Here is a 23604-nt window from a genome sequence, read left to right as displayed (position 1 = left end):
GCCCGGTACGGCGTCGTCCAGGTCATGCGCGACCCGCAGCTCACCGTCGTCGGGGCTGCCGCAGGAATACCTGTGCCCTCGTGAAGGTAGCCGAGAAAAGGCCGGCCGGTGACCGCCGCGTGTCGCCGGACGACTACGGAACGGAGTTGATCCGCCGGACGGACTGGCTCTCGGCCGTGACGCTGCCGTCCTTGAACGCCTTGTCGACCGTGCCTTCGGTACGGCGGGTGAGCGTGAGGTCGATCTGGCACGCAGGCGCCGCCGCCCCCGGAGTCGGTGTGGTCGCCGCGGCCTTGATCGAGCCGCGGGCGATCGTGGCCGAGGTGCGGCCCGGCTCCAGCTCCAGGCTGCCGGGCCGGATGCACTGGCCGGTCCAGGTGAGGATCGACGGCAACTGCGACGGCTCGCTCTCGAACCGTACGACGATGTCGCGGCGGCGCGAGGACGTCGTGCCGGCTACGGGGGCGACGAGGCGGACCCGCTCGGGCAGTCGCACCGTCGACCGGGGTGCCGAGTCGTTGTCCTTACCCCGTTCGAGGTCGAACGTGATTTCGGTGCCCGGCGCAACCACACCGTCGAGGCGGTTGCTGTAGTCGGTCACCCCCGCGGCCCGGCGATGCCGCAGTCCGACGTCCTTGCCGCCGCCCGACGCGGTGATCTGCTCGCCGTCACCGAGCTCGACGAAGGTGAGCGTGCCGACCCGTAACGACGCACTCACGTCGGCGGCGTCAGTTCCTTCGGGCAGCGTGACAACGAGGTTGGCGGTGATCCCGCTGGTCCGGATGTCTTTCGACTCGACGGTCGAACAACCGGTGAGGACAAGGACGACTACCAGGGCGGCGATTCGCTTCACAGCGAGCGAAGCTAACACCGCCGAGGGTTAGCCGAGGCCCGTACAACTACTCATACTGCAGGGCCTCCAAGGGATTCAGCTTGGCTGCGCGGCGAGCTGGCCAGATGGCGGCGAAGATCCCGACCACCACCGAGACGACGGCGAAGATCACCAACTGGCCGACCGGCACGGTGAACGAGATCTCCTCCAATCGCGCGGCCAGCAGCGAGGCGAGCAGCAGGCCGAGGATGATTCCGATCACCGCGCCGATCAGCGCCGTAATCACGCTCTCTTGCCGGATCATCCGCTTCACCTGGCCACGGGTCAGCCCGATCGCACGCAGCATGCCGAGTTCGCGGGTCCGCTCGAACACGGTCAGCACCAGAGTGTTGACGATGCCGAACAGGCTGACCAGCACCGACAGCGCCAGCAACACGTAGAGCACGTTCAGCAAGCTCCTGATGCTGTCGGTCTGGGCTTTCTTGAACTCCTCGATGGTCACTGCCTTGGCGTTCGGGAACCCACTCAGGGCGGCGTTCAGCGTGGCGGTGTTCTCCGGGGTGACCCCACCCTGCATGTTCAGGAAGGTGTAGATGTTCTGGGGTTGCGAGGTCATGGTGTCGAAGGTGGTCGTCGAGATCGTCACGTTCCCGAACGGCGACCCGCCGGCCGGCGGCTTGAAGATCCCGCGCACCTTGAAGGGCAGCGTCTTGCCGGTCGCCGCCTGCAGTGTGATGGCCGAGCCAAGGGTGAGCCCGTGCTCGTCGGCATAGTCGGCATCGACGATCGCGCCGTCCGGGTCCAGCTCGGACAGCGATGCCTGTGAGCCGGCTCGCCAGTCGAACCTGAGCAGCTGGGACGCGGTCTGGTCGATGGCGGTGATCGGGATCGTCTTGTCGAACGCCTTGGCCTGTCCGCCGCGGACACTGGTCACCTCACCCACCGACGGGACCTGGGCCACCGTGGTTGCCACGGCCGGCGGCAACGGGCTGAAGTTGTTCTGCGCGGTGATCGCGTAGTCCGAGCTGGAGATCCGGTCGACCGCGTCCTCGAATGGTTTGATGATCCCGGCGCCGAGGGTGGCGACCAGGGTGACCAGCGCCAGCCCGATCATCAGCGCCGCCGCGGTCGACGCGGTCCGGTGCGGATCGCGCCGGCTGTTCTGCCCACCGATGGTCACGGCCGGCCCATCCGGGAGTACGCGGGGGAACTCAGGGTGCCGGCCGAAGAGACGTCGTATCGCCCAGAGCGGGACCAGAATGAACGGCCAGATCAGGGCCGTCAGTACGACGACCGACCAGCGCGCGATCGGATCCGACACGGCCGCCAGCGGCCGCACGAGTCGCGAGGAGAAGGCGGCGATCCCGAGGAACAGCAGCAGCACTCCGGCGCCGAGGAGCCACAACAAGGTGCTTGTCGACAATCCGTTGGCGAACAGGCCGACCACCACCAGCGCGACTCCGGCGACGGCGAGCAGCACGGCGGCCACCGGGCGGTAGCGATGAAGCCTCCCGGGCGCGAGGGTCGCGCCTTCGCGGACCGCTGCGATCGGTGGCACCCGGGTCGCCCGCCACGCCGGGCGCAGGCTCGCGAGGACAGTGACCACGACACCGACCACCAGGGCGACGATGATCGTCCGGGTCTCGAAGACCAGCCCGTTGTTCGGCAGCGTGAAGCCGATCGCGTCGAAGAGCTTGAACAGCCCGGTCGCGATCGCCAGCCCGAGGAAGAGCCCGGCGACGGCCGCGACGAAACCGGTGACGAGTGCCTCCAGGACCACCGTGCCGAGGATCTGCCGGCGGGAGGCGCCGAGGGTGCGGAGGGTGGCGAACTCGCGGGTGCGCTGGGCAATCGTGATCGACAGCGAGTTCGCGATCACGAACGAGCCGACGAACAAGGCGATGGCGCCGAACACCAGCAGGAACGTCTGCAGGAAGTTGAGGAAGCTCGTCGTCCCGGCGGCATCCTCGGCCGCCTGGTCGTCGGCGGTGCGGACCTGGGTCGCCGGGGGCAGGATGGGCCGGACCGCGTCGACGAGCTGTTGCGGGCTGGTTCCGGACTTGGCGGCGATCAGGATCTGGTCGAGCTTGCCGGGCTTGCCGAACAACTGCTGCGCCGTGCCCAGGTCGAAGCCGGCCAGCGTGGCGCCGCCGATCGACGACACCGCGCCGAACTCGACCAGTCCGGAGATCCGCATCCGCTGGGCCGGGCCACGCGCCTGGACGCCGATCGTGTCACCGGCCGCGAAACCCTTCTTCTGCGCGGCTTGCGTGTCGATCACCACTTCGCCCGGCGCCGGCCAGGATCCCGACACCAGGGTCAGCGAGTTGAACTGCGGCAGCGCGGGATCGACGCTGAAGCCGAGGTTCGGCGCGCCGCCGAAGACGATCGCTTTGCCGTCCTTGCCGATCAGCTGTGCCTCGCCGCCGACCGCACCGCCGGCCGCGCCGACCTCGGGCAGGTCGCGGACCTTCTGCAGCAGGTCCGCCGAGAACGACGGTGCCGTCGCCGTCCCGTCCTGGGTCGCGTCGAGCGCGGACTTCCCGGTGATCGCGGCGTCGGTGTTCTTGTAGTTCTCGGTGAAGATCGAGTCGAACGCGGACGTGATCGAGTCCGTCAGCACGTAGGTGCCCGAGATCAGCGCGACCCCGAGGACGACGCCGATCGCGGTGAGCGCCGTACGCAGCTTGCGGGCCAGCAGACCCTGCAACGCGAACTTGATCACTGCAGGTCCAGGGTGTCGATGATCTGCAGGATCTCGTGCTGGTTGGACCGGCCGGTCTCCTTCACGATCTCCCCGTCGGCCAGGTAGAGCACCCGGTCGGCCATCGCGGCCGCTTTGGCGTCGTGCGTCACCATCACGGTGGTCTGGCCGTACTCGTCGACCGACGACCGCATCAGCGTGAGGATCTCGCCGCTCGTCCGGGAGTCGAGGTTGCCGGTCGGCTCGTCGGCGAACACCACGGTCGGCCGCGACACCAGGGCCCGTGCGATCGCGACCCGCTGTTGCTGGCCGCCGGACAGTTCGGCCGGCCGGTGCTCGAGGCGGTCGGCGAGGCCGACCCGTGTGACCAGACCGTCGAAGAACTCCTGGTCCGGCTTCGTGCCGGCGATCGTCAGCGGCAGCAGGATGTTGTCCCGGGCGGTGAGCATCGGCAGCAGGTTGAAGAACTGGAAGATGAACCCGATGTGCTGACGGCGCAGCTTGGTCAGCGCGTCGTCACCGAGGGTGGTGATCTCGATGCCGTCGATCTTGACCGAGCCTGATGTCGGCCGATCCAGGCCGGCCAGGATGTGCATCAGCGTCGATTTGCCCGAACCAGACGGTCCCATCACCGCCGTGAGCTGACCGGGCTCGATCTGCACACCGACGCCGCGCAGCGCGTGAACCGCGGTATCTCCTTCGCCATAAACTCGTACGAGGTCCGTGGCGTCCACGACCTCGGTGACATCGGTAACTGTCCCCTCCATTGCCGATCGCCCTCCCTGGCTGATCAGCGGCCACCCCAGACGGCCGATTTGCAACTTCCACCGAGTCTGCTCGCGTTCGCGCGGTATCGATAGGGGGTTTTCCCCGGATCGACCCCTGACCGCCGCAGATCCGGGCTCAGATCCAGCCGCGGCGGGCGGCGTGGAAGCCGAGCTGGAGGCGGGTGTCGGCGGACACCAGGTCCATCAGTGCGCGGACGCGTCGCTGGACGGTGCGCATGGAGAGATTGAGCTGATTGGCGACCGCCTGGTCGGTCAGGCCGGCGAGCAGGAGCCCGAGGATGCGGGCGTCCAGCTCCGGCAGGCCGTCGGTCGGGCCCTCGACCATCCCGTTCGTGCCCAGCACCAGGGGGAGGCCGTCACGCCAGACGCGGTCGAAGAGGGCGAGCAGTGCGTCGAGCATGCCGCTGCTGTGCACGATCAGCGCGCCGATGCTGCCTCCGGCCCCGGACAGCAGCGGTACCAAGGCGATCCGGCGGTCCACGATCAGCAACCGCATCGGCAGCTCCTGCACGACGCGGACCTCTTCGCCCGCCCTCAGCGAGTCGGACGCGGCCGCGAAGAACCCGGGCCGGTCGAACGCACTCCGCTCGATCACCACCCGGTAGCGCACGCCCCTGGTGACCGCGGCGTCCTCCTCTTTGTTCTCCTCCGGCGGCACGACCGCGATCTGCGCCTTGACGAACCCGAGCACCTCCTCGCGCGCCGACATCTGCAGTTGCGCGAACCGCTGACCGACCGCCTTGACCCCGCGGACGACGTCCACCACGTCACTGATCGAACGCTCGGCGTCCGTACCCCGGTAGACCTCGGCCAGCGACTCGATCTCGCGTTGCGCCCGCCGCAACTCCTCCTCGCGTTGCACGGCCAGGGCGGCCAGGGCGACCGACGGTGGCGAGGCGACGTACCGGTCGTCGCCGCTGCTGGACCGGGCGGCCAGGCCGAGCGTCTCCAGCGCGGTCAGGGCGCGTGCCGCCTCGACCGGGTGGCAGCCGAGCCGGGTCGCGAGCTCGGCGACGTCGTACGACGGCACCTCGACAAGGGCGCGGTACGCGAGTTCTTCGGAGTCATCCAGTCCGAGCACGTCGAGCACGATGCCTCCCAGCAGACGACGGTGTGGCGGCCGGACCCTGGCGGGTTGGCGAATTGTCGCAATCTTGCCAGGAGAGACCCGTCCTTCGCTGGCGGGTTTTGCGATGGACTACCCGTCAACCGTCCCGAAGGTGGTTCTCCCCATGCATCTGGTCCGTAAAGCCTTGGTCGGCGCGACTGTTACCGCCCTCCTCGCGATCACCACCCTTCCGGCCACCGCTGGTCCGCCGGGCGCCACTGGTCAACCCACGCTGCCGGTCCAGGTCGACAGCGCGAAGCTCGTCACGCTGCTCACCGGTGACAAGGTGCAGGTCACCCCGGCTGGCTCCGGACGCAGCAGTGTGCGGTTCGTCCCCGCCGACTCCGCCCACGCCGGCTACGAGACCCGAACTGTCGGCAAGGACCTGTACGTCGTACCCGACAGCGCGGCCCGGCTGGTCAACAGCGGCAAGGTGGATCAGGCACTCTTCAACGTGAGCGGTCTGATCCGGCAGGGGTACGACGACGCGTCCACCAGCCAGATCCCCGTCATCGCGACCTACAAGCCGACCGCCGGGGCCGCACAGCAGACCGTGCCCGCCGGATCCACGCGCACCCGGACGCTCTCCTCCGTCGGCGCGAGCGCGCTGCGGACCGACAAGGCACACGCACACGACACCTGGCAGTCGCTCCCGACCGGTCGTGACGTCCAGAAGCTCTGGCTCGACGCGAAGGTCCACAAGACCCTCGACCAAAGCGTCCCGTACGTCGGCGCGCCCGAGGCCTGGCAGGCCGGGTACGACGGAACCGGTACGACGGTCGCCGTCCTCGACTCGGGTGTCGACGCGGAGCACCCGGACCTCGTCGGCGCGATCAAGGCCCAGCAGAACTTCACCGACAGCCCGGACGTCGCCGACCACGACGGCCACGGCACGCACACCTCGTCGACGGTGGCCGGTCGCGGCGTCGCGTCCAACGGCAGGAACAAGGGTGTCGCACCGGGCGCACAACTGCTGTCCGGCAAGGTCCTGAACGACTCCGGCAGTGGTGACCTGTCCTGGATCATCGCCGGCATGGAATGGGCCGTCGCCGAGGGCGCCGACGTGATCAGCATGAGCATCGGTACGTCGGAACCCGTCGACTGCACCGACCCGATGGCGGCCGCGGTCGACCGGATCAGCGCATCGTCAGGCGTTCTGTTCGTTGTTGCCGCTGGCAACCTTGGCGGACCGGCCGAGGCGATCAGCAGCCCGGGGTGTGCGGCCTCGGCGATGACGGTGGCGGCCACCGACCTGACCCAGACGACCGCGGACTTCTCCAGCCGTGGACCCGTGCTGGCCAACCACGCGGTCAAGCCCGACATCGCGGCGCCTGGTGTGGACATCACCGCGGCACGGGCGGGCGGTCGCGGCGATTCGGCGTACATCGACATGAGCGGCACCTCGATGGCGACGCCGCACGTGGCCGGCGCGGCGGCGATCCTGAAGCAGCAGCACCCCGACTGGAAGGGGCAGCAACTGAAAGCGGCCCTGCAGAACTCGGTGCGCTCGGAGAGCAAGGTCGGGATCTACGAGCAGGGCGCCGGTGAACTCGACGTCGCCCAGGCCGTCACGCAGCAGGTGACCGGTCCGGGCACGGTCGACCTCGGCACGTTCGCCTGGCCGCACACGCCGGAGCAGAAGCTCACCAAGCAGCTGACCTACCACAACAGCGGCACCGAGCCGGTGACGTTGACGCTGACCGCCGATGCGCGGGGCAACAACGGCAAGGCGCTACCGGCGGGACTGATCAGCTTCGACCCGTCGGCGACGGTCGCCGCCGGTGCGACGGTGGATGTTCCGATGACGATCGACCCGAGCGCTGCCCTGGACCCCGGGGCCTATGGCGCGGTCAGCGCGCGAGTGGTTGCTACGGGCAACGACGGGCGCACGGTGGTGACACCGCTCGGCTTCTACCTCGAGCCGCAGTACGTCGATGTGACCTTCAAGTTGATCGACCGTGACGGCAAGCCCGCCGCGTCGATCACCTCGCTCGATGTCTTCGACCTCGACAGTATCGCGGCGCAGCGTGTCGGCTTCGACGGCGCGGACCAGACGCTGCACCTGCGGGCGGGCACGTACTCACTGGCCGCGACGATCGCGCACGACGACGCGAACGGACTCGTCGATTCGTACGCGTTCCTCGGCGACCCGGAGATCACGCTGACGAAGAACACCACGATCACGTACGACGCCCGGACGGCGGCCGAGGCGAAGGTGACGACCCAGCGTCCGACCGAACGGAAGGGCGGCAGCCTGACCTATGGCCGGATTGTCGACAACTGGATCCTCGCGTCGAGCCGCGGCTACGGCACGCAGGTGAAGTCGATCTACCTCGGGACGACACCGAAGGCTCGCCGCGGCACCTTCGAGGTGGTCGAGGGCTGGCAGTACGGATCACCGGCCGGCGCGAAGTCGCCGTACCTCTACAGCTTGGCGTTCACGCATGAGCAGCAGGTGAAGGGCAGGCCCGACCATCGGGTCCGGGACCGGGACCTGGCAACGATCGACGCGACGTACTACGCGCCGGGCAAGGCCTACAACTATTCCGAGTACGTCGACGTGTGGCGACCGTGGAGCATCAACTTGATCCCGACCGGCGACCGGGGGACCGTGGCGGCGCCGACCCGGGTGCAGCACCTGGTCACGGCCGAACGGGACACGAAGGTCTCGCAGATGGTCGGTCATGCGGACGCGATGGCGTGGCCGTTCGCGACCCTGATGACGTCGACGGCGACGGCGTACAAGGCCGGCAGCCGGCACAGCGAGAGCTGGTTCAAGGCGGGGTTGCGGCCGGGGCTGGTGACCGACCAGACGACCGGGCTGAAGTACGCGCCGGCGGCGCGGGACGGGAACACGGTCTGGAGCAATTTCGCGAGTTGGTCGGATACCGAACCGGGACATTTCTCGCGCCAGGGATTCCTCGATCTGGGCGGCACCGAGCTGCTCGCGGACGGGGTGTCGCTGGGGGAGTACGGCTACTACGGCCAGGGAGTCTGGGACGTGCCGGCGGCGGCAACGAATCTGGAGCTGGTCTACGACCTGATCCGGTGGCAGCGAGGCGACTACAAGTGGGAGTCGCCGAACACCGTCGAGACCCGGTGGAACTGGAAGAGCTCCGCAGCGGACGCGGGTAAGCCGTTGCCGCTGCTCTTCCCCGACTACGACCTCGCCGTCGACCTGAACGACCGCGCACCGCGGATCCCGGCGTTCCCGGTCAGCATCACCGCTGAGTCAGGCCAGTGGTACAAACCCGGCCGCTTCACGTCGGCTCGCGTCTGGACGTCGTACGACGACGGCACGACCTGGAATCAGACTCCGGTGGTGAACCTCGGCACCAAAGCCGTGGCCCTGGTCAACAACTCCAAGGCGACGACGTTCGTCACCCTGAAGGTCGAACTGACGGACTCCAACGGGAAGTCCGTCACGCAGACACTGACCCGTTTCTACGGAATCCGCTAGACAACGAGAGCACCCCCGGCCTGGTCGGCCGGGGGTGCTCTTCAGCTGAGTTAGTGGCGTCGGACCGGGAAGCGCCTCACGGCGCGTGGCCGCTCGTAGCGGCTAATTTTGGGACCCGGGGCTTGCACCGGCCCGACACCTCGAACAGTATAACCGGCGCTCAAACCCCTTGTCCTGTAGGGATCTCGGGCTTCAAGACGCCATAGCATCCGAAGCCGGGACGCGCAACTACCAGAGTTGCCCGGCGCGTTCGGACCGGGCCGCGGTCTGCAGCTGATCCGCCATTTCGACGAGCTTCGAGGCCGACAGCACCCGGTCGTGACCGTCGTCGGCGAGGTGTGCCCGGCCGGTCGCGACGATCCGCGCGAACGCGGCCGCCCGGTCCAGGGTCGTCGCGAAGTCCCCGGTCGCGACACCCCGCAGTACGGCGTCGACCATGTCCCGCACCTCGGTCGGACCCGGCGGCTCCGCGACACCCGCGACCACCGCGTGCACCTCGGCGTACTTGCGACCGGCCGCGAACTCGCGGGAGACCTCTTCGGCGTTGGTGTGCACCCACGATCGCAGCAGGTACAGCCGCCACAACGCGCCCGGCAGGGAGTCCGACGGCGAGTCGGACCATAGTTCGGCGAGTTCGTCCAGGCCGTAGTCGTCGGCCAGTTTGACCACCCGCGCGTGGACCTCGGTGTCTTCGGAGTTGCGGACGCCACGCACCAGCAATTCGGCGGTCCGGTGCGCCACCTCGGTGACCGCAGCCGGATCGGCGGCGCCGGGCAGCGACTCGAACAGCTTGTTGCCGGGCAGGATCGGCCGGCGCGGATTGGGGGTCGTCACGGCGTCTATGGTGCCTGACCTGGCCAACCCTCGCACGCCGACCGAGGTTTCCCCCGTGACTGCCATCGGACCCGGGACCTTCCCGGGCGATCCGGTCGAGGTCATCATCGAAGGAGAGGAGCGTCTGCCGGCCGCACGAGAGGGATCCACGATGCCGGAACTGAGCGTTGCACCGCACGGGCTGCACCACGTCACGGCGATCGCCGAGGACCCGCAGCGGAACGTCGACTTCTACACCACCGTGCTGGGGTTGCGGCTGGTCAAACGGACCGTCAACTTCGACGCGCCGGACACCTATCACCTCTACTACGGAGACGAGTCGGGGCAGCCGTCCACGTTGCTGACCTTCTTCCCCTGGCCAGGCGTCCAGGGCGGCCGGCAGGGGACCGGTCTGACCACGGCGACGGCCTTCAGCATCCCGCCGGAGGCTGTCGGCTGGTGGCAGCGGCGGCTGAAGGACCTCGGCGTGGACGCGGACGACCCGGTGGCGCTTTCGGACGAGGAGGTGCTGAGGCTTCGCGATCCGGACGGGCTGGTGATCGAGCTGGTCGCCTCCGACGGTGACTCGCGATCAGGGTGGGACGGCGCGGCCGCCGTACCGGCCGACGACGCCATCCGTGGTCTGTACTCGATTACTATGACCGAGCAGCAGCTCGACCCGACCGCGGAGATGCTCGCCGGCCTGCTCAGCATGGAGTTCACCCACAACACCGCGGACCGGACCCGGTTCGTCATGACCGGCGGTGCGGACGGCACTGCCGTGGACGTCCTTCCCAGCAAGGACGATCGGGGACTGCAGGCGGCCGGTACGGTGCACCATGTCGCGTTCCGGGCGCCTGACCGGGAGACGCAGGCGAGGTGGCGCGAGGAGCTGATCGAGGCCGGGATCCAGGTCACCGAGATCCTCGACCGGCAGTACTTCACCTCGATCTACTTCCGGGAGCCCGGCGGGGTGTTGCTCGAGATCGCGACCGACCAGCCCGGATTCACCGTGGACGAGCCGCTGCTGGAGCTCGGCCGCCACCTCAAGCTGCCGCCCTGGCTCGAACCGGACCGCGAGCAGATCGAGGCATCGCTGCCGGGCATCCGGCTGCCTTCGGAAGCTGCGGGGTGATGGACCCGGCCCTGCGGCGGCCGCACGTCTGGGAACCGGGGACGGGTCGTCCGCCGCTGTTGCTGCTGCACGGGACCGGCGGGAACGAGTACGACCTGCTCGGACTGCGGGAGTACCTGATCCCGGATGCCCCGGTGCTGGCGCCGCGCGGGACGGTGCTGGAGAACGGCATGCCCCGCTTCTTCCGCAGGCTCCGCGAGGGCGTGTTCGACGAGGACGATCTGCGGGCGCGGGCCGACGAGCTCGCCGCGTTCCTCGCCGCGGCCGAGCAGCAGTACGGCGTGACGCCCGGATCCTGGGTGGCGATCGGGTTCTCGAACGGCGCGAACATCGCGTCCGCGCTGCTCCTGCGCCACCCGGAGGCGCTCAGCGGGGCGGTGCTGCTGGCGGCGATGGTGCCGTTCCAGCAGGACGAGCCCGGGGAGGTCCTCACCGGCAAACGCGTGCTGATCGTGAACGGCGACCGCGACCCGATGGCGACACCCGACCAGACACGGACGCTCGCCGCCCAGCTCCGCGCCCGCGGCGCGGACGTCGACATCCGCCCCTTCCCCGGCGGCCACACCATCGACCCCGGCCAGTTACCCCACGTCAAACAATTCCTCGAGGCCTTCGTCAGTCCGCGACCTGGATGACGATCCCCGTCCTCCGATTCAGGGGCGAGGGGCCTGCTCGAGTGGGTTGGCGGCCATCCTGACGCCCAGGTCGTTGCGGATGGCGGCGGCGGCTGAGCTGTCCGGCTTGCGGCTCGCCTGGTCCTGGAAGCACTTCAGGAACTCGTCGGCCAGACTGAGCCGCGGGTACCGCGCCAGCACCTCGTTCCGGAAGCTGACCGGGAAGTCCGCCTCGCCACGCCCCACGATGTCGAAGCCGGTGGATCTCACCATCAGGAAACCCTCCGGGTCCTCCTGCGGATCCACGTCGGGCCACATGTGCCGGACGATCACCTCCGACACGCGCGTACGCCGCTGCACCGGCCAGCCGGCACCTGCCGCGAACACCCACGCCACACTTCCGCCGGCCACTTCGAACGGCACCCGGTGGCTGTCGAAGTCCTCGACCAGGCCCAGGTCGTGGAGCAGGGACGCGACGAAGAGCACCTCGGCATCGAAGTCGACACCCCGCGCTGTGCCGAGAGCCGCCGCCCAGAAGTAGACCCGCAGCGAGTGGTTCACCAGTGCGGGCGAGCAGTACGCCGTAGTCACCTCTACGGCGTTCGTGCACGCCGGAGAGTCGGGAACGAGAAGGTCGGCCAGGCGCATGGTGTTCATGATCGCAGCCGACCGGCGTGTGGACGCATACCTCAGTACTCTCGGCGTATGGCAGGTGCTGGGAAGGCCAACGGCAAGCTGGCCAAGAACTTGATCAAATACAGCGTGCGGTACGGGCCGTTCGTGATCGAGGCGGTCAAGCACGGGCGCGAACCGGCCCAGCAGGCGGTCCAGGCCGCCTGGGCGAAGCGGGCGGCCCGGCGGAAGGCGAGTGAGCACGCTCTCACCGTGCGCGAGGGATCCTTGCTGAAGGTGATCAAGGACGGGGAGCCGATCTTCTTCGTCTTCTCCGGCGACGCGATCGTGACGACATACCCGCCGGTGCCGCAGAGCGCCTATCCGGAACTCCTGCGCCACTCCGACCTCGACCAGCGGGTGACCGCCGACGAGATCGCCGCGCGCAAGCCGAAGGTCGCTCCCCGCCTCCCCAAGATCCGCCGCCGCTGACCCCGCCCCGCCCCGCCCCGCCCCGGCGGTAGGCGGCCGGCTTGCGCATTTGGTGGGTTGACGTCCCATGTGGTGGGTTGCCGTACCGGAATCCGGGGCGCCAACCCACCATCTCGGACGTCAACCCACCAAAGGGGACGCTCGGGACATGTCCGCGCCGACACACAGCACCGGGCGGGGACCGGGGCCGGCGGGTTGAGACCGGTCGTGGTGGGGGCCGGTGGGCTGGGACAGGTCGTGGTGGGGTGGGACAGCTCGGTTGGGGCCGGAAGTGGTGGGGTGGGACGGGTCGTGGCGGGTTGGGACATGGAATTGCCTGTCTCGGCCCACCAGGACCTGTCTCAGGTCGCCAGAGGTGGACCGGTCCGCGGGGAACGAGCCCGCTGGAACCGCCCGGCCCAGCCTCGGCACACCCGCCACCGTGGCTCATTGCCTCCTTGCCCACCCCGGGACAACGCGCCTATCCCGACCGGGACACCCGGCCGACGATCACCCATACATCGAGCAAGAGAGCCGGTTGACCCCTCATATCGTGTCGGCGGGGAGCGTTCGATCGGCGGGGATGGCTGGGGTCGGACGGGTGAGAAGGTTGACGCGGGCGTAACATGCCGGACCCGGTGGGGCAACAGGCGGACCGCACAGTGGAAGGACGTTTCCACGAGGGAGGGCGTCCGCATGCTCTGGAAGATCAGGACCGAACTCGCCGACCGGCCCGGTGCGCTGGCCGAACTCGCTGCACGGTGTGGTGCGGACGACATCAACATCCTCAGCCTCGAGGTGTTCACCGCCGAGACCGGCGCCGTCGACGAACTGGTGGTCAACACCGGGGTCGGCTGGACCGCTGACGACCTGGCCGCGCTCGCCGCCGAGGCCGGTTGCCTGCGTACGACGGTCCGCCCGTGCCAGGCCGACGTACTGAGTGATGCCCCCACCCGCTACCTGCGCGCCGTACTGCGGCTGATCGACGACCCGATGTCCGTCGACGACGAGCTCGGCAACCTGCAGGGGTTCGAGGAGTACACGCCCGCCGAGTGGGCCCGGGCCGACGCGCTGGTGGAGATCGCCGGCCGGCTCACCGAGCGGTTCGACGGGTCCGTGGTCGAGGGCCCGCGCCCCGGCAGCGCCGTACCCGAGTTGCGCAAGGCGACCGTCGAGGACGCCGAGGCCGTGGTCGCGATGCACGAGCGGTGCTCGTACGAGAGCCGCACCCGGCGGTACCACGTGCCGATGCCGAAGCTGACCACCCGCACCGCGCGGCATCTGTCCGCGCCGGCCGGTGGGGTGTCGGTCGTCGCCGCCGTCGGTGACGCCGTGATAGGGATGGCGACGGCCGCGCCGTGGGAGGAGCTCGGGAGTACGACGATGGAGGTCGCCGTACTCGTCGAGGACGGCTGGCAGGGACAGGGCCTCGGACTGCGGTTGCTGCGTCAGGTGGTCAGTGACGCGCGCGTGCTCGGCGCCGACCGGGTCGTCTGCATGGTGCAGCCGGAGAACCACGCGATGCTGCGCACTCTCGAGCGCCTGCGGATGCGGTCACGGGTGGTTCGGGACGGCGACAGCCTGATGGTCACCGTCGCGCTGTCGGACCAGAGCCTGTCGCATGCGGTGGATCGGCCACCAGTGCAATATCGTCAGACACGTGCCACCCCTTCCCACCGGTCGCAATCCACACGGTCTGCTGGTCAGCCTGCCCGCGAGCACGCGCTCGCCGCTCTATCAGCTCTTCAGCCGCATTCTGATCGCGCTGGGGCTGCTGACCGTGATGGTGCTCATCGTGGTGGTCGACCGTAGCGGCTACCGGGACAGCTACGACGGTCGCGTCGGTCTGATCGACAGCATCTACTACGCCACTGTCACACTCACCACGACCGGGTACGGCGACATCACTCCGGTGACGCCCGCCGCCCGGCTGGTGAACGCCTTCATCGTCACCCCGCTGCGGATCGCGTTCCTGGTGGTACTGGTCGGCACGACACTGGAAGTCCTGGCCAACGAGGGTCGCCGGATCATGCGGGACACACGATGGAGGAAGCGCATGAAGGACCACACCGTCGTGGTGGGCTACGGCACCAAGGGCCGCTCCGCCGTCCAGACGCTGATCAGCAACGGGGTCAAGCGGGACAGCATCGTGGTGATCGACCCGCGGGCCCAGGCGATCGGGGACGCGGGCAACGACCAGATGGCAGCCTTCCACGGCGACGCGACGAACCGGACCGTGCTGCGCCGGGCCGAGGTGATGACGGCCCGCGAGGTGATCGTGACGACCGACCGCGACGACTCGGCGGTGCTCGTCACGCTGGCGGTGCGGCAACTGAACCCGAACGCGCACGTCGTGGTCGCGGTCCGCGAGGAGGACAACGTGCCGCTGCTGCGGCAGAGCGGTGCGGACGCGGTCGTCACGTCATCCGAGGCGGTCGGCCGGCTACTCGGGCTGACCTCGGTCAGCCCGAACCTGGGTGAAGTGATGGAGGACCTGCTCACGTACGGCGAGGGCCTCGAGGTGGCCGAACGCCCGGTCCTCGGTCGCGAGGTCGGCAAGCCGCCGTCCGCCGTCCCGGACCGCGTCGTGTCGGTCGTCCGCGACGGCAAGGTGCACCGCTACTACGACGCCAACGTCTCGGTCCTGGCCGCCGGCGACAAACTCATCGTCGTCCGCCCCGCCAAGGAAACCCCCTGGGCCGAACGCCCCGGCGCGGACGAGGGCGACGAGTAGCCCTTCCGCGACACCGATCGTGTGCTTAGAGTCGGACTGCTTGGGGACCGTTTCAGCAGGGGGCAAGCATGAGGTGGCTCCTCGGTTGGGCGTATCTGCCGGACATCGTCACCAAGCCGGGCCGGGCGTATCTCGACGGAGTCATCCTCAACTGGGAGTCGGTCCCGGGCGCGTCGACCGCGTTCGCGGGCCGGTACGACGAGGGCAAGACGGCGACGCACGAGGTCGGGCACTGGCTCAACCTGGAGCACACCTTCTTCGGTGGGTGCAATGCCAAGGGCGACTTCGTCGCCGACACCCCGGCGGAGAAGACGCCGACCTCGGGCTGCCCGGCCGGCAAGGACACCTGCACGGCACCCGGTGACGACCCGATCCACAACTACATGGACTACTCCTACGACTCCTGCTACAACCAGTTCACTCCCGGCCAGGCTCAGCGGATGGCGGACGCCTGGCTGCTGTACCGCGCCTGATCGCCGTCCTCCCGGACCGTGGCCCCGCTGACGGGTCACGGTCCGGTTGCGTGTGGTGGTCGTTGCCGGCCTGAGGTTGACCGCGCGGCGCCGGCGTCCTAATGTCTGGCCTGTAAACGATTACAAGAACGATTACAGGAGGCCGGCGTGAGTCGTCCGACGATCGCGGAGGTGGCTCGGGCAGCCGGGGTCTCGGTGGCGTCGGTGTCGCGCGTACTGAACGGGCTACCCGCGACCGAGGAGATGGTCGAGCGGGTGCAGCGGGCGGTGCAGGAGCTCGGGTATGTGCCGGACTCCCGAGCACGATCGCTCAAGGTCGGGCGCACGTTCCAGTTGACGCTGGCGGTCGCCGACGTCGGTAACCCGGTCTACGTGACGATGATGCGGGCGGTCGAGGAGGTCGTGTCCGCGGCCGGTTATCGGCTGGTGGTGACGACGACCGGGCCGGATGTGGTGGACGAGGTCGCGCTGGTTCGCGGGATGGCCCGCGGGTACGCCGACGGTCTGGTGATCAGCCCGCTGCGCGTCGACGAGGACCTGATCAAGTCGATCCGCGAGTGTGAGGTGCCGGTGGTCGTCGCCGGTAACGTCCCCGCCAAGGCAGGCGTCGACACGATCCGCGCCAACTCTCCGAAGGGCATCCTGCTGGCGGTCGAGCACCTGACGGCCAAGGGACGCAGGCGGATCGCCTTCGTCAACGGCCCGGCGGACACGGTGCCGGGCACGGCCCGGGCGAAGGGCTTCGCCGACGCCATGAAGGAGTTCAAGCTGACGTCGGCCGGTGAGATCGAGGCTGCCGACTTCACCTTCGCCGCCGGACGCGACGCGGGGAAGAAGCTGTTCAAGAAGCGCGGTCCTGACGCGGTGGTTTGTGCCAACGACCTGCTCGCCGTCGGAGTCATGCACGAGCTCGCCGCCTACGGACTCGACGTTCCGAGCGACGTGGCGGTGGTCGGGATGGACGACAGCGAACTCGCCGAGCAGTGCTTCCCGCCATTGACGAGTGTGAACCTCGGGTCGGCCGAACGTGGCCGCCGGGCGGCTGAGTTGCTGTTGGCAAGGATCGAGGACTCCACCCGGACCCCGCGGCGGATCGTCGTACAGCCGTCGTTGAGCGTGCGGAGGTCCACATGACCGTGTTGAATGCCGCGCCTCCGGCGCGGGGGTCATGGGGCTTTTACTCCCGCCCTTCCCTCGTCGCTTCAGTCGCTTCGCTCCCTACGCTCCTCAGTCCAGGGCGGAAGGCCCCATGACCGCCACACTGACCGCGCCGACCCCCACGCCGGTGAAGAAGACCACCAGGCCGAAGCAGAATCGCGAGGCGATCTTCCTTTTCCTGCCGGCGCTGCTGCCGGTCCTGCTGCTCAGCGTCTACCCGCTGATCCGCGGCATCGCGCTCGGGTTCACCGACGCGCGCGCGGGGCTCAACGTCGAGACGAACTTCATCGGCTTCGACAACTTCTCCAAGCTGCTGCACAACGGCCTGTTCTGGGACTCGTTCCGGATCGGCATCATCTGGACCCTGTCGGTCACGATCCTGCAGTTCGTCGCCGCGCTCGGCCTCGCCCTGCTGCTCAACACGACCATCAGGTTCCGTGGCGTCGCCCGGACCATCGCCCTGATCCCGTGGGCGATGCCGCCGGTGGTGGTCGCGATCATGTGGCGCCTGCTGCTGCACCCGACCAACGGCCCGGTCAACGAGATCCTGCAGAACCTGCACCTCACCGACCACCCGATCAACTTCCTCGGCAACTTCAGTACGGCGTTGCCCGCGGTGATCGTGGTCGGCATCTGGGTCGGCATGCCGATGACCACGGTGACTCTGCTGGCCGGCCTGCAAGGCATCGACCGCACGCTGTACGAGGCTGCCGCGGTTGACGGCGCGAGCGCCTGGAGCCAGTTCTGGAACATCACGCTGCCGCAGCTGCGGACCGTGATCGTCGCGATCACCAGCCTGGACCTGATCTGGAACTTCAACTCGTTCGGCCTGGTCTACGTGCTCACCGCGGGCGGTCCGGGCGGCAAGACGATGCTGCCGATGCTGTTCGCCTACAACGAGGCGTTCCGGTACGGGAACTTCGGCATGGCCGCCGCGATGGGTGACGTGATGGTCGTCATCATCATCTTGTTCCTCGCCTTCTACCTGCGGAACCGGCTGAGGAGCGAGGCATGAGAACACGACCGGCCGCCCGCGCCCTCCAGTACGTCGCTGTCCTGTGCTACCTGATCTTCCTCGGCTTCCCGCTGCTCTGGCTGATCTCCAGCTCGCTGAAGTCGCCGCAGGAGTTCGCGAGCATCACGCCGTCGCTGCTGCCGAAGAACGCCGACTTCTCCAACTACACGGACGCGCTGAGCGAACAGGGCCTGGTCCGGGGACTCGGCAACAGCCTGCAGATCTCGATCCTCACCACGATCCTGGTGCTGATCGTGGCGCTGCCGGTGTCCTACGCCCTGGCCCGCTTCCGCAGCCGGCTGCGGCCGGTCACGAACGGCTGGATCCTGGTCAGCCAGGTGTTCCCGGTGATCCTGATCGTGATCCCGCTGTTCATGATTCTGCGGCCGCTGCACCTGACCAACACGATCCCCGGTGTGGTGATCGTCTACATGGTCTGGTCGCTGCCGTTCGCGTTGTGGATGCTGCAGGGGTACGTCGCCGCCGTACCGCGGGAGCTGGAGGAGGCGGCGTCGGTGGACGGCGCGAGCCGGGTCCGCACCATCGTGTCGATCGTGATGCCGCTGCTGCGACCGGGGCTGATCGCGACCGCGATGTTCACGTTCATCTCGGCGTGGAACGAGTTCTTCTTCGCCCTGGTCCTGCTCCAGGACCCGCAACTCAAGACGCTGCCGCTGGTCCTGGCGCGCTTCGTCGGTGCTGAAGGTCAGGTCCAGTTCGGTCCGCTCGCGGCGGCGTCCGTCCTGGCCACTGTCCCCAGCTTGGTCTTCTTCGCCTTCCTGCAGCGCCGGCTGACTTCCGGCCTGTTGAGCGGCGCAGTCAAGGGCTAGCCCCTTCCCCTGAGGAGAACACATGAGGAAAGCAGTAACCGCCCTGGCGGCGGCGGGCGCACTGGTGGCGCTCGCGGCGTGTGGGGGCAACAGTGACAACAGCTCCGGTGACTCGGGGTCCTCGACCGAGAAGGTGACGCTGAAGTTCCAGAGTCTCGCCTTCCAGAAGACCACTGTCGCCGCGACCAAGAAGATCGTCGCGGACTGGAACGCCGCCAACCCGAACACCCAGGTCGAGTACGTCCAGGGCAGCTGGGACTCGGTGCACGACCAGCTGGTGACTCAGTTCCAGGGCGGCACGGCGCCGGACATCATTCACGACGAGTCCGCCGACATCACCGGCTTCATCAACCAGGGTTACCTGGCGGACCTCTCGCCGTACCTGAGCCAGGAAACGAAGGACGCGGTCCCTCAAGGCGTCTGGGACACCGTGTCGAGCGACGGCAAGGTGTACGCCGCTCCGACACTCCTGCAGTCGTACGTCGTGTTCGCCAACTCGGCGGCGCTCAAGACGGCCGGGATCACGGCGACCGGTGACTCGCTCAGCTGGGACGACCTGGCCGCGGACGCGAAGAAGCTGACCGCCGGCGGCAAGCACGGCCTGGGCTGGGGCCTGAAGAGCCCGACCGCGACCGTGCTGAACCTGGGCATGAACTTCGACGCGCAGTTCTTCGAGGGCACCGGCAAGGACGCGACGGCGAAGATCGGCGACCCCGAGCTCGAGGTGCCGAAGCGGATCCACGCGATGGCGTACGACGACAAGTCGATCGACCCGACCTCGCTGACCCAGAGCAGCTCCGACGTCCTGCCCGGGTTCTACGCCGGCAAGTACGCGATGGTTGTCGGTGGCAACTTCGCCGCGCAGCAGATCCTCGAGGAGGCGCCGAAGGGCTTCCAGTGGGAGGTGCTGCCGCCGCTGAAGGGCAACGGCATCAAGCAGGCGGCGAACCCGCAGACGCTGTCGGTGCCGGCCGAGGGCAAGCACATCGAGCAGTCCGCGAAGTTCATCGACTACTTCATGAAGGCCGAGAACCTGGCCACGGTCGGGCAGGGTGACTGGCTGATCCCGACCACCCCGGCGGCCCGGGACGCGATCCTGAACTCGACCGGCGGCAAGAACGGCTGGGAGCAGACGCTGGCCAGCGGCAACGACCTGACCAAGGCGCCGTTCCAGAGCGTGGAGAACTACCCGAAGTGGAAGGACCAGATCGCGACGCCGGCGCTGCAGGAGTACCTGGCGAACAAGACCGACCTGGCGACCCTGGGCAAGAAACTGAGTGATGGATGGGGTCAGGTCAACCAGTGACGCCGGAAGGAATCAGTACCGCGCTGGAACGGAAGGCGACAGGTGCCCTCGTCGGCTCCGCGGTCGGTGACGCGATCGGTGGGGCCGTCGAGGGCTGGACCCCGGCGGCGATCCGGGAGCGGCACGGCGGCTGGGTGACCGGCATTGTCCGACCCTGGTACGACGACTGGCGCACCGCGCGCCCGATCGCGCCGTACCACAAGGGCGACGGGCACATCACCGACGACACGTTGATGACGCACGCCCTGGTCGAGGTGTACGACGAACGCCGTACCCACCTGGACGCGTACGCGATCGCCGAGTCGCTGGTCCCGAAGATGCTGACCGGGCCCCGGTGGGTGCCGGAGCTGGAGACCGAGGCGCTGCTGCTGCAGCGGGTGTTCCTGGCCGAGAAGTGGCTGGTCGCCCGGTTGCACTACGGGCACGTCGATCCGCGCGAGGCCGGCGTCGGCAACATCGTCAACTGCGGTGCGGCGATGTACGTGGCGCCGGTCGGCATCGCCAACGCGGGCGACCCGGCGGGTGCGTACGCCGAGGCGATCGAGCTCGCGGGTGCGCATCAGTCGAGCTACGGGCGGGAGGCGGCCGGGGTGTTCGCGGCCGCCGTCGCCGCCGCGATGGCGCCGGGCGCAACGGCCGCTTCGGCGGTCGGCGCGGCGCTGGCACTGGCCAAGGACGGCACTCGGAGGGCCGTCGAGGCGGTGGCCGCGGCGGCCGACGGGGTGACCGACTGGGAGCAGGCGATTCCCCTGCTCCGCCAGGCGATCGAGCCCTACGACACGGTCGGCCCGGACTATCGCGACCAGTCGATGGACGCGCGGCGGCCGAGCCGGACGAAGGCGATCGAGGAACTGCCGGTGGCCCTCGGCTTCGTGCTCGTGTCCGAGGGCGACGTACGCCGGGCTGTCCTGGGCGGCACGAACTACGGCCGGGACGCGGACTCGATCGCGTCGATGGCCGGTGCGATCACGGGTGCCCTCAGCGGACTGAGCGGCGTACCCGCAGACTGGGCAGCCGACATCGCCGCGGCCAGCAAGACCGATCTGGTGGAGCCGGGGCGCGTGATGGCCTCGGTGGCCCTGGACATCCGCGCGGCCGACGCCGAGCGGTGGGCCCGGCGCGTGGCCGCGTTGGATGCCCTGGTCTGATGTCAGCTGCCGTACGCCTCGAGCTCCACGATCCGCGAGTAGCCATGGTCGTTGGAGTCGCGGCTGACGAGTTGGACCGCGTCCACCGCGCGGGGCTCGAAGGTCACCGTAACCTTGCCGAGCACGTTGCCGCGGACCTCGCCGACCGTCGTCCAGGTGGCGCCCGTGCGGACCTGGATGTCGAAGTCGCGGATCCCCATCACGGCCGCCGGGTAGCGGGCCGAGTCGAGGGTCTGGAGGACGACTCGGCCGATCGTCGTCGCCTGGAGGAAGTCGACGCCGTACGTGTCCGGGAAGACGCCCTTGGTGGCGTCGTGCCAGCCGCTGGCACCCCACTGCGCGGAGTCGGAGTTGCCGTCGACGCCACCGCACAACCGCATGTCGCCGTTGGTGGAGGACGCGACCGCCTGCTCTCCGAGCAGCGCGTCGTCCCGCTGCGGCACGGGCTTGATCGCGACCGGCACCTTCAGGTGCTCGCGGCCGACGCTCAGGTCGACGGTGTGCGTTGCGGGCGTGGTTCCACGCGGGACGGTGATCTCGAGTGGAGCGGTGACGAGCTGACCGACGGGCAGGTAGCTGGAGAACTGGTGCCGGGACAGGGTCAGCGCGGAGTCGGCCGACACCCGCATGTCGGCGACGGTCGGGTTCCGGCCGGTGTTCGTCATCCCGAGGCTGAGCTTCCCGGACGGGAAGCAGGGGAGTGGAACGACCTCGACCAGTTGGGGCGTGGCGCTGATGTCGATGGCGTTGTTGTTGCTGATGGCAACTGCTCCGACGGGGAGCAGGAGGACGAGCAGGGCGGCGCGATTCATAGTCGGTTCCGTTCAGGCCAGATGGGTACCGGGACGGCCGTCCTCGACGACCAGGGTGGCGCGGGTGGACGCCGTACCGCCGGGTGTGGTGACGCGGTCGACGATGCGGAACTCGGACGTCCACCGGGTGCTGTCGAGGCGGCAGCTGAGGTAGCCGCGCTGGACGTTCTGGAACTTCACGTGCGGGTTCTCGGTGAGCAGCGCCCGGCCGGTGGCGTCGGCGTCGACACCGTCCTTGCCGGACGAGATCGACGTCGTGACGAACTCGGTCCCGACCGCAGGGGTCGAGGGATCGGCGAAGTTCACCCGCAGATCGGACGCGACACTGCGGTGCAGGTCCCCGGTCAGTACGACGAAGTTGCGCACGCCGCGATCGCGGACGCCGGACAGGACCCGGTCGCGGGACGCGGTGTACCCGTTCCAGGTGTCCATCGGCAGCTCCTGCTCCGGTCCGGTCATCCGGTCGAGCTGGGCCATGGCGACCTGTTGGGCGACGACGTTCCATCGGGCACTGGAATCGCCGAGCGTGTCGAGCAGCCAGCGTTCCTGGGTGGCGCCGGTGATGGTCCGCGCAGGATCGGTCGACACCTCGTCCGGCGGCAGCCAGCCGCCCGTACTGGTCTGGTCGTCGCGGAACTGCCGCGTGTCCAGCACGCTCAGGTCGGCGGTCCGGCCGTAACGGAGATGACGGTACAGCTGGATGGACGGACCGTCGGCGGACTGGTCCAGGCGCAACGGCATGTGTTCCCAGTACGCGCGGAAGCCGTTGGCTCGGCGGACCAGGAAGTCGTCGTGCGGCAGCCCGTCCTCGGAGACGTAATCGGCCCAGTTGCCCTCGACCTCGTGGTCGTCGAGCGTGACGATCCACGGCGACGCGGCGTGCGCGGCCTGCAGGTCGGGGTCGGTCTTGTGCAGTGCATAGCGCGCCCGGTACTCGTCCAGCGTGAAGATCTCGCCGGCGAAGTCGACCGGGACCGTCTGGTTGCGGACGCCGGCGGTCGGACCGACGCCGACCTCGTAGATGTAGTCGCCGAGGAACAGCACGACGTCGTGGTCCCGGCGTACGACGTCCTGATACGCGGTGTAGAAGCCGTCGTAGAAGGCTTGGCAGGACGCGACCGCCATCGTTACCGCGGGCTGGTCCGACGGTGCCGGCGCGGTCCGCGTGCGGCCGACCGGACTGATCTGCCCGGCCGCGCGGAAGCGGTAGAAGTAGTGCTGCCACGGACGGAGCCCGCGGACGTCGACGTGCACGGTGTGGGCGTACTCCGGGCGCGCGTGAGCGGTGCCCCGTCGTACGACGCTGCGGAACATCTCGTCCTCGGCGACCTCCCACTCGACCTTCACCGCGCGGTCGTCCATCCCGCCGAACGGTTCGAGCGGACCCGGCGCGAGGCGGGTCCAGATCACCACAGCGTCGGGGAGCGGATCGCCCGAGGCGACGCCGAGCGTGAACAGCGGCCGCTTGTCGGTGCGATGCGGTATTGCTGTCGTAGCGAGATCAGGGAGGTTGCCGGTGAGCGCGAGCGCGGCGGCGCCGGTCGCGGTGAGGAAGCTGCGGCGAGTAGCCATGGCAGGCAGTATCAGGCTG

20 protein-coding genes are annotated in these 23604 nt (G+C 68.8%); 12 read left to right on the top strand and 8 right to left on the bottom strand.

Features of this window, described 5'->3' with window-relative positions; genetic code table 11:
- Window positions 1-133: 133 nt before the first annotated feature.
- The 4 genes from OG555_RS40575 to OG555_RS40560 all read right to left on the bottom strand — a co-directional run bounded on the left by OG555_RS40575 (window position 134) and on the right by OG555_RS40560 (window position 5414).
- Window positions 134-853 (bottom strand): hypothetical protein, encoded by a 720-nt coding sequence (locus tag OG555_RS40575; RefSeq protein ID WP_329479165.1) that lies wholly within the window; start codon window positions 851-853, stop codon window positions 134-136.
- A gap of 46 nt (window positions 854-899) precedes the next feature.
- A complete protein-coding gene (locus OG555_RS40570; protein WP_329479163.1) occupies window positions 900-3557 on the bottom strand; it encodes an ABC transporter permease in 2658 nt (885 codons plus the stop codon).
- Complete coding sequence (locus tag OG555_RS40565) at window positions 3554-4303, bottom strand: ABC transporter ATP-binding protein (RefSeq protein WP_329479161.1); 750 nt, start codon at window positions 4301-4303, stop codon at window positions 3554-3556. Before OG555_RS40565 ends, OG555_RS40570 begins: the two co-directional genes overlap by 4 nt.
- A 136-nt stretch (window positions 4304-4439) precedes the next feature.
- Window positions 4440-5414, bottom strand: a complete 975-nt coding sequence (locus OG555_RS40560; RefSeq protein ID WP_329479159.1) for a hypothetical protein — start codon at window positions 5412-5414, stop codon at window positions 4440-4442.
- A 142-nt stretch (window positions 5415-5556) separates the two neighbouring features.
- On the opposite strand from OG555_RS40560, the gene OG555_RS40555 reads away from it, so the two are divergent.
- On the top strand, window positions 5557-8892 hold the full coding sequence (locus OG555_RS40555; protein WP_329479156.1) for a S8 family serine peptidase: 3336 nt from the start codon (window positions 5557-5559) through the stop codon (window positions 8890-8892).
- Between the two features lie 228 nt (window positions 8893-9120).
- On the opposite strand, the gene OG555_RS40550 is transcribed toward OG555_RS40555, so the two are convergent.
- Window positions 9121-9726, bottom strand: a complete 606-nt coding sequence (locus OG555_RS40550; protein WP_328519684.1) for a hypothetical protein — start codon at window positions 9724-9726, stop codon at window positions 9121-9123.
- A 55-nt stretch (window positions 9727-9781) separates the two neighbouring features.
- Between OG555_RS40550 and OG555_RS40545 the strand changes: the two genes are divergently transcribed.
- Entirely contained in the window at window positions 9782-10840 is a 1059-nt protein-coding gene (locus OG555_RS40545; protein ID WP_329479155.1) for a ring-cleaving dioxygenase, read from the top strand.
- Window positions 10840-11475: an alpha/beta hydrolase gene (locus tag OG555_RS40540; RefSeq protein ID WP_329479153.1), complete on the top strand. Its 636-nt coding sequence runs from the start codon at window positions 10840-10842 to the stop codon at window positions 11473-11475. The genes OG555_RS40545 and OG555_RS40540 overlap by 1 nt, the downstream gene beginning before the upstream one ends.
- Window positions 11476-11493: 18 nt before the next feature.
- Here OG555_RS40540 and OG555_RS40535 read toward each other — a convergent pair whose 3' ends face one another.
- Window positions 11494-12111 carry an HD domain-containing protein gene (locus OG555_RS40535; RefSeq protein ID WP_329479151.1) on the bottom strand — a complete coding sequence of 206 codons (618 nt, stop codon included), beginning with the start codon at window positions 12109-12111 and terminating at the stop codon, window positions 11494-11496.
- Window positions 12112-12159: 48 nt separating this feature from the next.
- On the opposite strand from OG555_RS40535, the gene OG555_RS40530 reads away from it, so the two are divergent.
- The 9 genes from OG555_RS40530 to OG555_RS40490 all read left to right on the top strand — a co-directional run bounded on the left by OG555_RS40530 (window position 12160) and on the right by OG555_RS40490 (window position 21201).
- Complete coding sequence (locus OG555_RS40530) at window positions 12160-12558, top strand: hypothetical protein (protein WP_329479149.1); 399 nt, start codon at window positions 12160-12162, stop codon at window positions 12556-12558.
- 675 nt (window positions 12559-13233) lie between these two features.
- On the top strand, window positions 13234-14349 hold the full coding sequence (locus OG555_RS40525; RefSeq protein ID WP_329479147.1) for a GNAT family N-acetyltransferase: 1116 nt from the start codon (window positions 13234-13236) through the stop codon (window positions 14347-14349).
- On the top strand, window positions 14321-15271 hold the full coding sequence (locus tag OG555_RS40520) for a potassium channel family protein (protein WP_329479145.1): 951 nt from the start codon (window positions 14321-14323) through the stop codon (window positions 15269-15271). The genes OG555_RS40525 and OG555_RS40520 overlap by 29 nt, the downstream gene beginning before the upstream one ends.
- Window positions 15272-15339: 68 nt before the next feature.
- Window positions 15340-15744 (top strand): zinc metalloprotease, encoded by a 405-nt coding sequence (locus OG555_RS40515; RefSeq protein WP_329479142.1) that lies wholly within the window; start codon window positions 15340-15342, stop codon window positions 15742-15744.
- 147 nt (window positions 15745-15891) lie between these two features.
- A complete protein-coding gene (locus OG555_RS40510) occupies window positions 15892-16878 on the top strand; it encodes a LacI family DNA-binding transcriptional regulator (protein ID WP_329479139.1) in 987 nt (328 codons plus the stop codon).
- 115 nt (window positions 16879-16993) lie between these two features.
- Entirely contained in the window at window positions 16994-17917 is a 924-nt protein-coding gene (locus OG555_RS40505; RefSeq protein ID WP_329479137.1) for a carbohydrate ABC transporter permease, read from the top strand.
- Entirely contained in the window at window positions 17914-18747 is an 834-nt protein-coding gene (locus OG555_RS40500) for a carbohydrate ABC transporter permease (RefSeq protein WP_329479135.1), read from the top strand. Before OG555_RS40505 ends, OG555_RS40500 begins: the two co-directional genes overlap by 4 nt.
- A 22-nt stretch (window positions 18748-18769) precedes the next feature.
- Window positions 18770-20053, top strand: a complete 1284-nt coding sequence (locus tag OG555_RS40495) for an ABC transporter substrate-binding protein (protein WP_329479132.1) — start codon at window positions 18770-18772, stop codon at window positions 20051-20053.
- The gene (locus tag OG555_RS40490) at window positions 20050-21201 is read left to right on the top strand and encodes an ADP-ribosylglycohydrolase family protein (RefSeq protein ID WP_329479130.1); all 1152 of its coding nucleotides are present in this window, start codon (window positions 20050-20052) and stop codon (window positions 21199-21201) included. The genes OG555_RS40495 and OG555_RS40490 overlap by 4 nt, the downstream gene beginning before the upstream one ends.
- Before the next feature lie 2 nt (window positions 21202-21203).
- Here the strand turns inward: OG555_RS40490 and OG555_RS40485 are convergent, their stop codons facing one another.
- The gene (locus tag OG555_RS40485; RefSeq protein ID WP_329479127.1) at window positions 21204-22013 is read right to left on the bottom strand and encodes a discoidin domain-containing protein; all 810 of its coding nucleotides are present in this window, start codon (window positions 22011-22013) and stop codon (window positions 21204-21206) included.
- 12 nt (window positions 22014-22025) lie between these two features.
- The gene (locus OG555_RS40480; RefSeq protein ID WP_329479126.1) at window positions 22026-23585 is read right to left on the bottom strand and encodes an alkaline phosphatase D family protein; all 1560 of its coding nucleotides are present in this window, start codon (window positions 23583-23585) and stop codon (window positions 22026-22028) included.
- Window positions 23586-23604: the final 19 nt, after the last annotated feature.

The organism is Kribbella sp. NBC_01484 (genome assembly GCF_036227145.1).
Taxonomy (GTDB): Bacteria; Actinomycetota; Actinomycetes; order Propionibacteriales; family Kribbellaceae; genus Kribbella.
The sequence above is the reverse complement of the archived record's forward strand: the minus strand, read 5'-3'. Positions and strand labels throughout refer to the sequence as shown.